Here is a 15,495-nt window from a genome sequence, read left to right as displayed (position 1 = left end):
AGGTTAATCATTATTTTTCAATAATGATTAAAAATTGGAATCAAAAGCAATGGAATGGAATATAATACAGGATCTTCAAGTAGGGGTGTGAAATATGATTCATCAACAAACAATTGAGTTGATTGAGGAGCTGTTACAGTCTCGAATTAACGAAATCCTACTAAATAATGAAGCAGAATATTTTGATAAACTACCAGGTTTAGTTGAGTCATTGAAGCTTATAAAAGAACAATTTTCTAATAAAAAGTGAATGCGTTTTCTATAAAGATAGATAGTCCAAAGAATAGAATCTCTTTGGATTTTTTCTATTTTTAAAATAAGGCTAATTTCTTATTGAAAGGTTAAGACTTATGACATGTTGACGAAAAATATATACTGATTAAAAATTAATCAGTATATGACAAGCTGGAGTTTGCAACTTAGAAGGTGGGACAAGTCTTGGGAAGAATGGAAAAAAGGAAAGAAGAAAGATCTTTAAAGAAAAAGTTATTTTCAGCTAAAAAAGTGGTTGTCAAAATAATTGCAGTGATTTTGTTAACTGCAATCTGCGGCCTCTTAGTCATCAATATTCTGATTTGGACAAGTGATGTGAGCAAGTTAGAGAAACCTGCACCTCAGCCAACGATTATTTATGACCATCATGGAGAAATAGCAAGTAAGCTTTCCAATTCAAGTATTGAAGGTGTCTCATTAGACGAAATATCAGATGATATGATTCATGCTGTAATCGCTACAGAAGACCAACGTTTTTATCATCATCATGGTGTGAATTATTTCGCAATAACTAAAGCGTTTGTTACGAATTTGTTTAAAGGTGATGTCGTTGCAGGTGGAAGTACAATCACACAGCAGCTCGCAAAAAATGTATTTTTGTCACATGAGCGTACTTATACAAGAAAAATGAAGGAATTGATTCTAACCAAAAAGATTGAGCGTTCTTATACAAAAGATGAAATTTTGGAACGGTACTTAAACCAAATTTATTTTGGTGAAGGTGCATGGGGAATCCAACGTGCAGCCCAAACCTATTTCGGAAAAAAAGCCTCAGACTTAACATTGAGTGAATCTGCCATGTTAGCTGGCCTAATAAAAGCTCCTTCTTCACTATCACCTATCAAACATTTCGACCATTCTGTCAAACGAAGAAATATCGTTTTAACCTTGATGGAAAAAGAAGGGTTTATCACGGAAGAAGAATTAAAAAGTGCGAAAGCTGATCAAATTGTTTTAGATAGAAGAAAAACCGAAGATGAATATAAGGGCAATTATCCATATTATATTGATTATTTAATAGAAGAAGCAATTAAAAAATATGACCTTTCTGAAAATGAGATTCTTTCTGGTGGACTTCATATCTATACAGAATTGAATCCAGTCATTCAAACTGCCGCTGAGGAAGTATACAATTCTGATGCACTTTTTCCAGAAAGCAGTTCAGATCAACTCATTCAAAGTGGCAGTGTATTTATTCACCCTTCAACCGGTGGAATTCAGGCTTTAGTTGGAGGAAGAGGAGAGCATATATTCCGTGGATTTAACCATGCAAGCCAATTAATAAGGCAGCCTGGATCAACGATGAAACCTATAGCAGTATACACACCTGCACTGGAGGAAGGCTATGAGCCATTTGATCTTTTATCAGATCAGCCTCTAACTTTTGAGGGTGGATACCAGCCGGAAAATTCCGACCATCAATATCGAGGCCAAACGACACTATTTGATGCTGTTATTCACTCATACAATATTCCAGCTGTTTGGTTATTAGATGAAATAGGTTTAGAGAAAGGAATTCAAGCTGTTGAACGTTTTGGTATTCCATTAGTGAAAGAAGATCATAGCCTGCCACTAGCTCTTGGTGGAATGTCAAAAGGGACTTCACCGTTATTAATGGCGCAGGCATTTGCTACTTTCCCAAATGATGGTGTTATGGTTGAAGCACACTCTATTCAAAAAATTGAAGATGCAAATGGAGAAGTTATCGCCGAATGGCAGAGTAAAGCAACACGGGTAACAGAGCCCGAGGTTGCTCAGAAAATAACATATTTACTAAATGGTGTGGTGGAAAAAGGAACTGGTAAAAATGCTCAGATTTCCGGAATTGATGTGGCGGGAAAAACAGGTACTACCCAATTAGCTTTTGAAATCAACGGAGGATCAAATGATCACTGGTTTGTTGGCTATACACCGGAGTTAGTAGGTGCTGTTTGGTTAGGTTATGACAAAACAGATGAACAGCATTATTTATTATCATCTAGCAGTCAAACAGCAACAATTTTATTTAAGGAGATCATCTCCAAATCAAAATCAGAACTGACAGAAACTTCGTTTGATTTATCACTAATTGCAGGAAACATAAAAAAAGCACTTGAACTTAGAGAAGAAGAAGAGGAAAAAGCAAAAGAACAGGCTGAGAAAGCAAGAGAAAGAGAGGAAGACGAAGAGAACGAGGAAAAGGAAGAGGAACTTGAAGATGAGGAGGATGAAAAGGAAAACAAAGGAAGGGGGGAAAAGAATAAAGATAAGGAAAAAGAGAAGGGCAAGGGTAGGGAAGACAAAGGAAGAGGCCATGTTGAAAAGAAAGTAGTGGAAGAAGATGATGATTAATCTTCTGATATTTTAAAAAGACAGGAGCAAAAATAGAATGTCTAATGCGACTTGTCTGTCTTTTATTTAATGTAGGAAATATTTGGACTGCTAAATAAAGCAGTTCTTTTTTGTGAATATTTTTCGGTTTTTGACCATTTGAAAATAAATGATTTAAAGCTGTGAATATATCTAGGGAATCGTTAATAAAGTTTCAAAATCAGGAATATCTCTCCATAGTCTTTAATAATACATATGAAGTCAAAAAATCACTTTTTTAATTCCAATAACTACTTGACAATTATTCTATAAAACTTTACCATAAATCGGGATTGTTACAATTATTTCTATATCATTCATGTTTATACATCCTATCATCTTTTAAATCGTAATAGTTCTGCTTTAGAGATTATTTTGGGATAGATATTGTTGTAAAACCTACCTTAATTATGCTATTGCTTTAAGCAGGTATTAGCGAAACATTAATCCAAAGGCACCGGCACACATATACACAGAAGGAGAATGAAATGAACAGTAAAGCAACATCAGTTCAATTAGAATCAACAAAGGAAATTACTCATCGGAATTATTTACTATTGGCTATCCCTCTTATAATAGCGGGGATTTCTACCCCATTATTAGGTGCAGTCGACACAGCAGTTGTGGGGAGATTGCCTGAACCCACTGCAATCGGAGCAGTATCAGTTAGTGCAGTTATCTTTAATACAATGTACTGGCTCCTTGGATTTTTAAGAGTTGGTACAACAGGTTTAACATCACAAGCAAGTGGAGCAAATAACGAAAAGGAGATTGTATATTCCTTCATAAGACCATTATTTGTGGCAATTTTAATTGGATGTTTGTTTATTTTTCTTCAAATTCCAATTTTAAAAGGATCTCTTTATTTATTTGGAGCAAGCCAAACACTGGAAGAGCTTACATCTACCTATTTCTCTATTAGAATATGGGGAGCACCTTTTGCATTAATAAATTATGTATTAATAGGATGGCTCATGGGAATTGGGAAAGTTAGACTTTCACTTGCCACTCAAATCTCTATGAATTTAGTAAATATTGTTTTAGATCTTCTATTTGTATTAGTTTTTGGATGGGGGGTAGCCGGAGTAGCCCTGGCAACTGTAATAGCTGAAACCAGCACTGTTATAATAGGGTTATTCTTTGTTGTGAAGTCAAAACAATTATCATCCTTTTCTCTTAATTTATTCTCAATTTTACAAAAAGAACCTATAATTAGGATGCTCATTATGAATCGGGATCTTTTTTTAAGAGCCGTATGTTTGCTCTTAATGACTGGCATTTTCACTACTATTGGAGCAAGAATGGGCGAAATTGAGTTAGCTGCAAATGCAATTTTATTGCAGGTACACTATATCATGGCATATTTACTGTCCGGTTTCGCTAATGCTTCTAGTATTTTAGTCGGAAGATCAATAGGTAGCAATAATCAATCTTTATATAATAGAACCCTTACCTTATCGCTTAGATGGGGATTAAGTTCTGCCATTTGTCTATCCCTTTTAATGGTGTTATTCGGTAATGTTATCATAATGGCCTTTACTTCTATTGAAGAAGTGAAGAATCTTGCTGTAGAACTATTTATATGGATGGCCGTTTACCCAATTGTAGCTTTTTGGGGTCTTCAATTGGAAGGAGTGTTTTCCGGTGCTACAGAAGCTAAATTTATACGGAATTCAATTTTTTATGCATTAATACTGTTTATTTTCTCTATTTGGCTATTTGGCTCAACCATAACTCCCCATGAATTATGGTTTTCATTTCATTTATTTACCTTCGGCAGATCCTTGTTTTTATCTCTCTCCTTAAAAAGGTTATCAAAATTGAAATTCTCATCTTAGAACAAAGAAGCTGGTCCCATCATCTAAGGGTGTTCAGCTTCTTTTATCTGCACAAAATAGTTTGTTACCCGTTGTAAAAGCAGAAGGAGTTCACATTTTTTTGTGGAACTTAAGTAGCATACATGATTGAAACAGTCCGCTAATATAGTGAATAACATATGACAAATGAGGAGTGAGATCTTTGTACGTGCTTATTGCTGTACTTTGTTTGTTTTTTGTTATCTATTCACTTTATCGTTCACATCAAAATGCAAAATGGAAGCTTATTAATTCAAGCTTAACGAAAGATGAATTTTTCCAGGTTCTAGACATTCTATCATCAGCAAATATCCGCTATAAAGTTCAACCTCCCACTCCAAGAAAGAGTCACTATGATATTTATGTGCAAATTGATGATGAAGTACGTGCGATATATTTATTACAGACTGATACACTTACAGAGAACAGAGTCACAAAATAGAAAGAAGGACAGCAAATGAGTAACCTAGAATACAAGCAAGTTTCACGTAAAGTGTTTTTTAATAACGCAAAATATAATTATATTTTAATGCTTTTGATCGTTTTTGGAGGATTTCTTATTTTCGGATTATCTGAAAATGTTAGAGGACCTGCCATACCTGTTATTCAAAATGACTTCCAATTAACTCAGACACATCTCGGCGCATTGTTAGCTTTAAATTCTCTCGGATATTTGCTTGCATGTTCATTCACCTCCATCCTTGCGAACAAAATTGGTATTAAGTGGACAGGGATCGCTGCATTTTTATCGATGACTGCAGCTGGATTTACCATCTTTTTTTCTACAACTTTTACAACTCTTTCAGCTTCATTTTTCTTCTTATACATAGGTAATGGTATGTTGGAAATTGGGCTCGGAATAATGGCTGCCAGGATTTTCACAAAAAATACTGGAATGATGATGAATCTATCGCACTTTTTTTATGGCCTGAGCTCAACAATTGCTCCTATAATGGCTGCTTCCATTATGGGTTGGAATGGGTTTGGTGGAGAAGAATTTGGTTGGAGGGGGATGTATCTATTCATCCTTTGTTTTTCATTACTACCAATCATACCTTCATTACTAGGAAAATTTCCAAAAGAAAAGATTGAAGAAGGGACTGCTCTATCATTTAAATCTCTTTCAAGAGATCCGATTGCTTGGTTAATCGTTGCGATTTTATCATTTGGAGTCGTATCAGAGCTTGCTGTTGGTGGATGGTTAATTAATTATTTAGTAAAGGCTTATCAATGGGAAATAACAGATGCTTCACATATGTTGTCTTTATTTTTTTTATTTTTTATGCTTTCAAGATTATTGCTTGGACCTTTAACTGACAGGGTAGGTTTCACAAAATCCATTATGATATTTTCAGCTTTTTCTGGAATTTGCAACTTTGCTGCAATTATAGTAGGAGAAAAAGGAGCCATTTTATTCGCAGTCTCAGGAGCAGGGATTGCTTTAATTTATCCAACAGTTATGGCACTTCTTGCAAAAAGATATCCAAATGGTACAGGAACTGCTATTACGTTTACCGTTACATTAATGGGGATTGCAAGTGTAATTGGAAACTTTCTAATCGGATTTATTATTGATTTTGTCACAAATGTATTCAGTAACGGGGAAAATGAATTGATCGGCTTACAGGCAGGGTATGGATTTATCGCATTGCTTGCAATATTATGTTCTGGATGTTGTTATGTTCTATATCGTATTTTTCGTAACCGAAATGAATTAGTGTAAGTGACCTGCATTAAAATGTCTCCCGGCATTTTAATGCAGGCGTTTAAATAAAAAGTCAATGTAGTGTTAACGGACAAAACGACACCAAACCTGGAGGGGAAAAATGAAGAAGACAGGGACTATTATCATCTTAAATGGTACTCCAAGATCCGGAAAATCAAGTATTGCCAAATTTATTCAAGACAACTTCAAAGGTGTATGGCTGAATCTAGGTGTTGATCATTTGATGAAAATGACTCCGAATGCGTATCAACCAGGCATAGGATTGCGTCCTGGAGGTGAGAGACCTGAACTGGAACCTGTTATTGAACGTTTATATATTGCCATGTATGAATCAATTGCTTCTTTTAGTCGAGCTGGTATAAATGTAGTAGTAGATGTCGGCCACCATGACGGCTATTCGACTTCATTAGGTATTCTCAAAAAATGCGCAATGATCTTAGAAGGCTACCCAGCTTACTTAATAGGTGTTCATTGTCCCATTGAAGTAATTATGAAAAGAAGACTTACTACATGGAATATTGGTTACACACCTGATGGCAGTATTCCAAAACCGGTACAGCTGTGGCAAAAGCTTGTCCATGAGCCAGGTATATATGATTTGGAAGTAGATACATCTATTTTATCTTCAGCGGAATGCGCGAATCTCATTAGAAAAAGAATAAAACTTGGACCGATGCCTACATCTTTTGAAGACATTCGCAACTTATAATTGATGATTTTAAAATACTCGTTAATTTAAGAATTGTATTTCTGATTCCTGTACTAATAAAATTTGCTCCCCAAAAACAATTTCATAATTACCATTTCCATAATTATAGATGACTTCACACTTTATACCTTTATAAATCACTATTTGCTGACCAATTGTACTCGTTTCGTTAGACATGAAAACTCCTCCTCTATTTGAATAAAATTTATATATTTTTTAAAAATTAATCATCTTGATAAAAAAATGAAAAACCGTCAATACTTAACCATGCAAATGAAAAGCATGCTTTAAGATAAATGACGGTTAGCTTTACAAGCAGGATTCCCTATCATTAACAACCTATTATAACAACGTTTTATATCAGCTTTCCTTGCATTTCCTAGCCAACTCAACTCGACACATTTATTATTTTAACAACAAATTAACAACGTTTGCACTACTAATCATCCGACATTTTCAGTCAAACTTTTTAAAGTCCATAACATATCCTGAAAGGGTTTACAATAATAAATGACCAAAAATATCTTTAACTTTTTTGACATTTCCTTTACAATAAATTTTGCGGAAGATTATCTTACATACTTCTTGAAAAACTCACTGTAAGGGGAATGTTTTATGAATGTTGAGAAAACACTTCAAAAAAATGAGCAAAGCATGAATATATTTTTTTATTCTTACTTGATGAAAATGAGGGGTAGCAAGAGAATACAAACGAATGTAAAGCTTGGAGACTCAATTATATCTGCTAGCGGCGGATTGATTGCTATTACACTCATTAGCTTTATTGCAGTATTGTTAGGGTATCCAATGATCTTAGGCCCGATGGATGCAAGTTGTTTATTAGTATTCGCTGCTCATTCTTTGCCTTTTTCACAACCAAGGCAAATATTGGGTGGTCACCTCATTTCAACCTTTACAGCTTTATCAATTTGGAATGTATTTGGAAAGTCCCATCTATCCATTGGTCTTACACTTGCAATAGTGTTATTTCTAATGATCACACTAAAAATTATTCACCCACCTGCAGCTGCAAGCGCAATGGTAGCCATCAACACAGAAGCAGGCTGGGGGTTTCTATTATCTATCGTCTTGTCATCTGTTCTCCTTATTCTGTTTTCATTACTTTATAATAATTTATTTAAAAATAGACAATATCCGAAACAATGGGTATAGCATGTATCAAAGAGGCCGTATAATACGGTCTCTTTTATTACATATTCATAAAACTATCTGATAAAGTATCTTCAAAGGTTTTTTTGAGCACTAAAGATTGTTATGTTTTCTTTCTATTCTTTTAAATAGTTTTAAGATGCTCCAGCAAAATAATCCTATTATCCAATAAATAGGAAAGGAATATATGTTTTTCCATGTTATTTCCATGTACATATCCAACCGTTCCATTGTTGTTTCTGCTACAAATGCAATAAGTAACGCAAGTAAACCTGTCGAAAAAAAGAACTTTATAAATCTCTCTCCTGTTCTTTGGTAAATTAACATAAACGGAATGATAATAATTCCAACATCATACGGATACATTTGCGGATATAAATATGGCGTTAAACGAACAGGATATGTCCAAACCATAGCGTTGCTACCAATGGAATCTAAAAAAATTGCGATAATACCAAAAAACATTCCAAAGGCAGTTATTTCTGTAATTCTTTTTTTATCTACAAAAATAAACCATACAAATGGAGACAAAATACTTAATGTAACCAAAACCCACCATTGGATAGTTAAATAATTATGATCTTGCCAGTAAGATTGAAGTGTTTGGTAAAATAACTTTTCCTCTTTAAGAAGTTCTTCTAATGATATTGAATGTAAATATTGAAAGGGTATTAAATCTAACATCATTTCCAATCATAGCACCACATTTTTTCTTATTTATCTTTATTCTTACCAAAAAATTAAAGATTAATAAAAAGTCGGTAAAAATATAGAATAGACATGACACCAAAAGGTGTTATAATAAAATGTAACCATTTGGTTTCATTTCAATAATATTCATAGGAGTGAATTGTATGCCAGCAATACAGGACATAAAAAAATCCACTATTTTTGAAGCACCAATCAACAAAGTATGGAAGGTAGTCTCAACTTCAGAAGGAATTTCAGAATGGTTTATGCCAAATAATTTTGAAGCAAAGGTTGGACATGAATTTCATATTCAATCTCCCTTTGGTCCTTCACCTTGTAAAGTGTTAGAAATTGAAGAACCAACAAAAATTGTTTTCTCCTGGGACACTGACGGTTGGATTGTCTCTTTTCTTTTAAAAGATTTAGGGGATAAAACAGAGTTCACATTAATTCATAGTGGTTGGAAAGACGCTGATGATATTCAACAAAAAGCAAATGAAAAAGCATCTGTTGTTCGTGATAGAATGAATGGCGGTTGGGAGAATATCGTAAATGAAAAACTTCGAAAGGCTGTTGAAGAATAAGTGGCACAAGCAAAGCATGATGTGTTTCAAGCTATTGCTGACCCGACCAGAAGAGAGGTTCTTCGTTTACTAGCAAAAAAAGATTTACCTATTACAGAAATTACGGCTCATTTTCCAATAAGCCGGACAGCAATCACAAAACATCTCACTATTCTTACAGAGGCAGAATTAGTGAGTGGGAAGAAAGTTGGTAGGGAAAAAATCTATCAACTTCATCCTGAGCCACTTAGCGAATTAAAAGATTGGCTTTCATTTTACGAACAATTTTGGGATAATAAAATATCAATGCTACAACACCTTGTTGAAAATGACAAAGATGAAAATCCTAAATAAACATCTCAAGAAAACCGCACTTTTTTTGTGCGGTTTTTTGTTATTATTTATAGATATGAAGATAACTTATACAAAAGCTTTAAAAACTAAAACTCATATAATAATAAGAAAAAACCTTTAACAATTAGATCGCTTACTTGTAAACTAAAGATATAAATAAAATATATCTTTAGTTTCAAGAAAGGAGTTTTTATGGATTTTAAAGACGTTGTCAAAAACAGACGGGAAATCACAAAGTTTACCAACAAAGCCATTCCTACGGAAACAATCGAGGAAATCATCCAACAAGTTTCTCTATCTCCAACAGGAAATAATTTACCTTCCAGAGAATTTATTATCGTTAAAAATCGAAAAACTTTAGACTACTTATCTGAAACTACTCCGTATATGAAATGGTTAAAGGAAGCTCAAGGTGCCATTGTCATTACTGGATGTCCTAACATAAGTAAGTATTGGCTTCAGGATGCTTCAATCGCTAGTAGCTATATATGGTTAGCTGCAGTTAATGAAGGCTTAGGATGTGCATTCGGTGCTGTTTTTAATATCACAGATGAAGCTGAGACTTTACAAAGAGAGGATTATGTAAAAAATGCTTTATCAATTCCTAGTGATCGAAAAATCGTTGCTATTTTAGGTCTAGGTTATATAAGTGCTCAACCAGCGAAAAAGAAGGTAATTCCGATAGAAGACATCGTCCATTACGAAGTGTTTAACCAAAAATAGGGAGACCTTTCTATGGTTGAAAAAGTCGGTGAATGTTTAATATGTAAAAAAATCATCTACTGCAAAGACGGTTTTTTGAATGGTGTTGTAAAAAATTCAGAAGTTTATTGCTTTACTTGTGCAGAAAAAAGTGACCTGAACCGTGATTGTTCATCCTGTTAAAAATGTTTGATCAAAAACCAGGGTGACCTTTTAAATATGAAAGGTTCCCCTTTGTTTATAATCCTCATTTTTGTGAAAACGTAATACCCGTAAATAGAATTAAACTATATGCCCAAAATAACCAAGCAGAAAAATATGGTAGTGTGTCATTATGTAGATGTGAGAACACAAGTGCAAAAAAGATGATGCTAAATATATCTAAAAGCATTCCGGGAACAGCAATTTGGAGGGCTGCTACCTTACGATTAGAGGTTGATACTTTCATAAAATGATAATAAGGGTAGGTCGCAACAAATATTAGTGGCATCGCCATTACAAAGCCAACTAATAATAAGTAATGCCCCTGGATCAAAAAGTGATGGCCTAAAAATCAAAAAATCAACGTAGCTGCAATCCATAATAAAAACCCCCATAGAACATTTCTCACCGACACGCCTCACTGGTACTTTTTTACAAATATAACCACCTATACTTTAAGCAAGTTCTAAGGAAAATTCAATTTCTACTAGAACTATCTTCTATCAAATATTGTAAATTTAATCCATTCATATTAAAATTTAATATGATCATCATTTTATATTGTGGAAAAGGATATAGAAAAAATGTATGACTGGCTAAATACTCATATAAGTCTTGAAACACTATTGTGGTTATTCCCTATTATGTTCCTCCTACATGATTTTGAAGAAATACTTTTTGTGGAATTATGGTTTAAAAAGAACTATAGTAAAACTTCCCAAAAAGTACCGGGATTTTTCAAAAAAACCTTTCAAAATATGTCAAAAGTCACTGCAGCACAATTTACTTTACCTGTTGTATTCCAATTCTTGATCTACATTATATCTACATATTTAGCTGTAGAATATCAACTTTATAATATGTTCCTTGGTTTTAACCTTTTCTTACTTCTTCATGTATTTATGCATATTGGTCAATCATTGCTGTTAGGCGTATATACACTTGGACTCGGTACAGCTGTGACAATAACATTTCCATATTCCATTTACTTATTTTATAGGTTGTTAGATGAGGAGATAATTGAAATAACATCGATTATTGCCTCCTTTCCTTATGGTGTTATAACCATAGTGATTGTTTTGTTAGGACATAAATTGGCACACAAGCTCATTCCGTCTTAACCTTCCGATTATTTTATAATGAAAAGAGAACTATTTAATAGGTGAAAACTTAATGTTTATCTTCAAGTTATCAAAGCACACCTTTTAAAAGATTAAAAACAAACACGGTAAATAATAATGACTAAAGGAGTGATAGCATGAACTTTAAGTTGAATGAAGCGATTGATATTCTCGAGCGAACACCTACAACATTATCTGGTTTACTAAGGGGTTTACCACACGGTTGGGTTCTATGTAATGAAGGAGAAGGAACATGGAATGTAAAGGAAGTAATTGAGCACTTAATCGAAGCAGAAAAACACAATTGGATTCCACGGTTGGAATTTATTCTTCAGGAAGGTGAACATCAACCGTTCCCGGTATTTGATCGATATTCACATTTACAAAACTCAACCAAACCACAAATAGACGAACTATTAAATGAATTTAATGAGATAAGGAATAAAAACATAAATAAGTTAATGAGCTTAGTAACAACAGAGAAACAACTGGAACAAACTGGTTATCACCCTGCATTTGGAAAAGTAAAGATTAGTGAACTTATTTCAACCTGGGCTGTTCACGACCTAACCCATTTATCACAAATTGTTAGAGTAATGGCGAATAGATATAGGGAAGATGTTGGTCCATGGCAGGAATATTTAGGGATATTGAATAAGTAATGTTATATAAAAAATCATGAAAAAGGAATTTCTCTCATGATTTTCACGTGTAATCTACATATTTACTTTTCTAGCACCTAAATAACGAATTTTCCAATAGGTATTATTCATATCTGAGATTGTAACACCCGTTGACGAGCCTGCATGGATAAATTTATAATCTCCTATATAAATCCCGGCATGGCTTGGACCTTGTGATATTGTTGCAAAGAACACAAGATCACCTTTTTTAGGTGAAGTAACAGGTGTTGTTGCTTCCCAGATTGAAGCTACTGTACGAGGAATTGTAACTCCTTGTATGTTAAAGACATATTTTAAGTAACCAGAGCAATCAAAACCACTCGGAGTATTACCAGCCCATACATAGGGGACCCCAATGTATTTCTTTGCTTCAGTAATGAGTTTATCTTCATTCAAAGTAGGTTGTGAACTTTGTTTTTCCGTTAAATTGAGTACTTGTCCGACTTTAATTGTATTACTAGTTAAATTATTTAAAGCCTTTAATTGTGTGGCTGATACTCCAGTCGAAAGAGCGATCTTCCATAAAGTATCTCCTGCTCGAACTGTATAACTTTGACTTGAAGTAATCGTAGGTGTAGCTACTGAATCTATTTTAGAAGAACTTGGAATTTTTAATATTTGGCCAATATAAATAGTGTCAGAATTCAAGTGATTGATTGATTTCAGTTCTGTAACAGTTGTACTGTTGATTTTAGCAATTAATGATAATGAATCACCTGATTTTACTGTATATGAGTCTATTTGTTGTTTTCCATCGTGGGAATGAGGTTCAAGCAATGATAATTCCTGTCCTATATAAATAGATGAAGAAGTTAAATGATTATACTGTATGATTTGCTCAACCGTTATATGATGAGAAGAGGAAATTTTCCATAATGAGTCACCAGCTTGAACTTTAAAAGTTTTTTCATGTGCGGAAGCTTGGTTTGAAATGCCAACACTTAAAATGCCTATGGAGGATAACGCAATGATGAAATGCTTTTTCAATATACCACACTCCTGATCGTCTGAAGACATGTAATAAAACCTATTACATCATAACTTGAACATTTCAGAACGTATACTTCAAAAATGTTGGAGAAACAGGTGGGATTTTCCACATTTCAGCTAAAATAAAGAAATTAACTATACATTTAAGTGAATAATATATTGGTAGAAAGAGATAAGTTTGCAAAAAGGAGTTGATAGTTGATGACGAAAATAGGTTTTATACGGCATGGGAGCACACCATGGAATATAGAAGGAAAAGCACAAGGTTGGTGTGATATTCCTTTGAATAATGATGGAATTGAAGATGCAAATCGTTTGGCACAGCGCTTACTTTCAGAAGACTGGGATATCATCTATTCCAGTGATCTTCTTAGGGCACATCATACCGCAAACATTATTGCAGAAAAGATGTTGAAAACCGTTTACTTAGATTCAAGACTTCGCGAGATTGCTGGAGGACTTATTGAAGGTACTACTGAAGAGGAAAGGATCTTAAAGTGGGGAAGCGGGTGGAGAGAGTTAGATCTAAAAATTGAATCAGATGATCGCGTTCTTTCCCGTGGCATGACATTCATCAATGAAATTTGTGAAAAGCATCCAAACGAAAACGTATTAATTGTTAGTCATGGTTCTTTTTTAAAAAAGATCATTAAAAAGCTTATACCAAATGAACCATTTGAAGAGTCCTTATTAAATACTTCCATTACTTTGTTACAAAGGGACACGTTCGGTTGGAAATGTCCTTTGTTTAATTGTACCAAACATCTAGTTTTAATGAATAAAGAAGTTACATGAAAGTTGGAGAATAGATGGAAATTAGACGATTAGAAAATGACGAGCAAATACCAATAGATTTATTACTTCAAGCGGATCCATCAGAGCAATTAATTATCGAATATACCCGTAATGGTGAATGCTTTGTTGCACAAATGAAAGATCAAGTAATAGGATCCTATGTGTTATGTGAAAAGAATTTAGATACAATTGAATTAAAAAATATTGTGATAAAAGAAGAGTTTCAAGGTCAGGGCTTAGGTAAAATACTGCTTTTCCATTCAATTGAACATGCCAGAAACAAAGGATACAAGGCAATAGAAGTAGGCACAGGTAACTCCAGTCTAGGACAATTGGCCTTTTATCAGAAATGTGGTTTTCGAATGAGTGACATCGATCAGGATTTTTTCATTCGACAGTACTCTGACATCATTATCGAGAACGGTATTCAATGTAGAGATATGATCATCTTACGACTAGAGCTTAAAAAAGAAAATTAACGACAAGATTCGAAAGATGGAAAAATGATTTCCATCTTTTCAACGAGTGATTTTCATCATAAAAATATCCTTAAATAAACTGCTAAGGCATCTGATGATTGGTAATTAATTATCACTTCGAACGATTCTTTGATAAATGATCCTTGAAGTAAATACCATTAAACAATGCGAAAATACTCTCCACTTGAAATAATGTCGATTCAAAGCCATGATACCCGCTTTAATTAAAATCACATCGGTTACTTTGTAACTGAATAGATGAACAACTCGGAAAAAAATTCCCTTTTCTTTTGCAAGTGTGGTAGATATAAATGACATAAACATACAATATACCGGAGCAATCATAAAGTGTAAGCGTGTTGAATAAGAATGCTTTATTCCAAAACGTATTAATCCGTTATAGGCCAATACATACATAAAAATTGTTTCAATGACCATAATTGTTAGATAATGAGCAATTTTATTTACCATTATTTTTTGTTGTTCTAGTCCTTTATAAAAAAAGTCACTTAACAAATAATAAATAGGTAACAAAATGACCGTGTAAATCGGTTTCCACCAGTTTATTTTATAAATCTTTAAAAAGATAAATAATCGTTCAATACAATAATAAAAAAGTGTAAATCCAAGTTTCCATTTCAATTTCTTACCAAAAACAGTAATAAATGTAGCTGATACCGGTATGTATAACCCTTGAGATAGTATAGCTCCTAAAACATTATCAAAATACTTCTTTTTTACTAATGTTGGTTTATACCTATAGGCTTGAAACATATTTAAAACAATGTATTCAAAGATAAACGCCATTCCAATATTTAAAAAAAATAATATCCA

The 15,495-nt window shown here is 33.6% G+C and carries 18 protein-coding genes and 1 pseudogene; 14 read left to right on the top strand and 5 right to left on the bottom strand.

The features are described 5' to 3' along the window. Positions 1-94 precede the first annotated feature (94 nt). The 6 genes and pseudogenes from LC095_RS04185 (at position 95) to LC095_RS04160 (ending at position 6,913) form a co-directional block, all read left to right on the top strand. Entirely contained in the window at positions 95-250 is a 156-nt protein-coding gene (locus LC095_RS04185; protein ID WP_226526962.1) for a hypothetical protein, read from the top strand. Between the two features lie 197 nt (positions 251-447). Further along, positions 448-2,286: pseudogene (locus LC095_RS04180) on the top strand (transglycosylase domain-containing protein); the annotation flags it as partial. 824 nt (positions 2,287-3,110) lie between these two features. Next, positions 3,111-4,460 carry an MATE family efflux transporter gene (locus tag LC095_RS04175; protein WP_226526961.1) on the top strand — a complete coding sequence of 450 codons (1,350 nt, stop codon included), beginning with the start codon at positions 3,111-3,113 and terminating at the stop codon, positions 4,458-4,460. Between the two features lie 181 nt (positions 4,461-4,641). Then, entirely contained in the window at positions 4,642-4,920 is a 279-nt protein-coding gene (locus tag LC095_RS04170; RefSeq protein WP_226526960.1) for a hypothetical protein, read from the top strand. Between the two features lie 15 nt (positions 4,921-4,935). Further along, positions 4,936-6,201 carry an MFS transporter gene (locus LC095_RS04165; RefSeq protein WP_226526959.1) on the top strand — a complete coding sequence of 422 codons (1,266 nt, stop codon included), beginning with the start codon at positions 4,936-4,938 and terminating at the stop codon, positions 6,199-6,201. A 103-nt stretch (positions 6,202-6,304) separates the two neighbouring features. Then, complete coding sequence (locus LC095_RS04160; protein ID WP_226526958.1) at positions 6,305-6,913, top strand: chloramphenicol phosphotransferase CPT family protein; 609 nt, start codon at positions 6,305-6,307, stop codon at positions 6,911-6,913. A 21-nt stretch (positions 6,914-6,934) separates the two neighbouring features. Here LC095_RS04160 and LC095_RS04155 read toward each other — a convergent pair whose 3' ends face one another. Beyond that, the gene (locus LC095_RS04155) at positions 6,935-7,090 is read right to left on the bottom strand and encodes a hypothetical protein (RefSeq protein WP_226526957.1); all 156 of its coding nucleotides are present in this window, start codon (positions 7,088-7,090) and stop codon (positions 6,935-6,937) included. Between the two features lie 438 nt (positions 7,091-7,528). Between LC095_RS04155 and LC095_RS04150 the strand changes: the two genes are divergently transcribed. After that, entirely contained in the window at positions 7,529-8,086 is a 558-nt protein-coding gene (locus LC095_RS04150; protein WP_226526956.1) for an HPP family protein, read from the top strand. A 90-nt stretch (positions 8,087-8,176) separates the two neighbouring features. Here the strand turns inward: LC095_RS04150 and LC095_RS04145 are convergent, their stop codons facing one another. Then, complete coding sequence (locus LC095_RS04145) at positions 8,177-8,767, bottom strand: CBO0543 family protein (protein ID WP_226526955.1); 591 nt, start codon at positions 8,765-8,767, stop codon at positions 8,177-8,179. A 170-nt stretch (positions 8,768-8,937) separates the two neighbouring features. On the opposite strand from LC095_RS04145, the gene LC095_RS04140 reads away from it, so the two are divergent. The 3 genes from LC095_RS04140 (at position 8,938) to LC095_RS04130 (ending at position 10,413) form a co-directional block, all read left to right on the top strand. After that, on the top strand, positions 8,938-9,357 hold the full coding sequence (locus tag LC095_RS04140) for an SRPBCC family protein (protein ID WP_226526954.1): 420 nt from the start codon (positions 8,938-8,940) through the stop codon (positions 9,355-9,357). After that, the gene (locus LC095_RS04135; RefSeq protein WP_226526953.1) at positions 9,358-9,690 is read left to right on the top strand and encodes an ArsR/SmtB family transcription factor; all 333 of its coding nucleotides are present in this window, start codon (positions 9,358-9,360) and stop codon (positions 9,688-9,690) included. Between the two features lie 192 nt (positions 9,691-9,882). Further along, positions 9,883-10,413, top strand: a complete 531-nt coding sequence (locus LC095_RS04130) for a nitroreductase family protein (protein WP_226526952.1) — start codon at positions 9,883-9,885, stop codon at positions 10,411-10,413. A gap of 226 nt (positions 10,414-10,639) precedes the next feature. Here LC095_RS04130 and LC095_RS04125 read toward each other — a convergent pair whose 3' ends face one another. Beyond that, positions 10,640-10,927: a DUF5367 family protein gene (locus tag LC095_RS04125; protein ID WP_226526951.1), complete on the bottom strand. Its 288-nt coding sequence runs from the start codon at positions 10,925-10,927 to the stop codon at positions 10,640-10,642. A 250-nt stretch (positions 10,928-11,177) separates the two neighbouring features. On the opposite strand from LC095_RS04125, the gene LC095_RS04120 reads away from it, so the two are divergent. Beyond that, positions 11,178-11,714, top strand: coding sequence for an HXXEE domain-containing protein (locus tag LC095_RS04120; RefSeq protein WP_226526950.1), 537 nt, complete (start codon positions 11,178-11,180; stop codon positions 11,712-11,714). Between the two features lie 137 nt (positions 11,715-11,851). After that, the gene (locus LC095_RS04115; protein ID WP_226526949.1) at positions 11,852-12,376 is read left to right on the top strand and encodes a DinB family protein; all 525 of its coding nucleotides are present in this window, start codon (positions 11,852-11,854) and stop codon (positions 12,374-12,376) included. 54 nt (positions 12,377-12,430) lie between these two features. On the opposite strand, the gene LC095_RS04110 is transcribed toward LC095_RS04115, so the two are convergent. After that, the gene (locus LC095_RS04110; RefSeq protein ID WP_226526948.1) at positions 12,431-13,384 is read right to left on the bottom strand and encodes a LysM peptidoglycan-binding domain-containing protein; all 954 of its coding nucleotides are present in this window, start codon (positions 13,382-13,384) and stop codon (positions 12,431-12,433) included. A gap of 204 nt (positions 13,385-13,588) precedes the next feature. Between LC095_RS04110 and LC095_RS04105 the strand changes: the two genes are divergently transcribed. Further along, the gene (locus tag LC095_RS04105) at positions 13,589-14,182 is read left to right on the top strand and encodes a histidine phosphatase family protein (RefSeq protein WP_226526947.1); all 594 of its coding nucleotides are present in this window, start codon (positions 13,589-13,591) and stop codon (positions 14,180-14,182) included. A 14-nt stretch (positions 14,183-14,196) separates the two neighbouring features. After that, on the top strand, positions 14,197-14,661 hold the full coding sequence (locus LC095_RS04100; protein WP_226526946.1) for a GNAT family N-acetyltransferase: 465 nt from the start codon (positions 14,197-14,199) through the stop codon (positions 14,659-14,661). Between the two features lie 105 nt (positions 14,662-14,766). Here the strand turns inward: LC095_RS04100 and LC095_RS04095 are convergent, their stop codons facing one another. Next, positions 14,767-15,435 (bottom strand): hypothetical protein, encoded by a 669-nt coding sequence (locus LC095_RS04095; protein WP_226526945.1) that lies wholly within the window; start codon positions 15,433-15,435, stop codon positions 14,767-14,769. Positions 15,436-15,495 lie beyond the last annotated feature (60 nt).

It is taken from the genome of Metabacillus niabensis (genome assembly GCF_020524345.1).
Taxonomy (GTDB): domain Bacteria; phylum Bacillota; class Bacilli; order Bacillales; family Bacillaceae; genus Metabacillus; species Metabacillus niabensis_B.
Note: the sequence above shows the minus strand (reverse complement) of the source record. Positions and strands in the feature narration are given on the sequence as shown.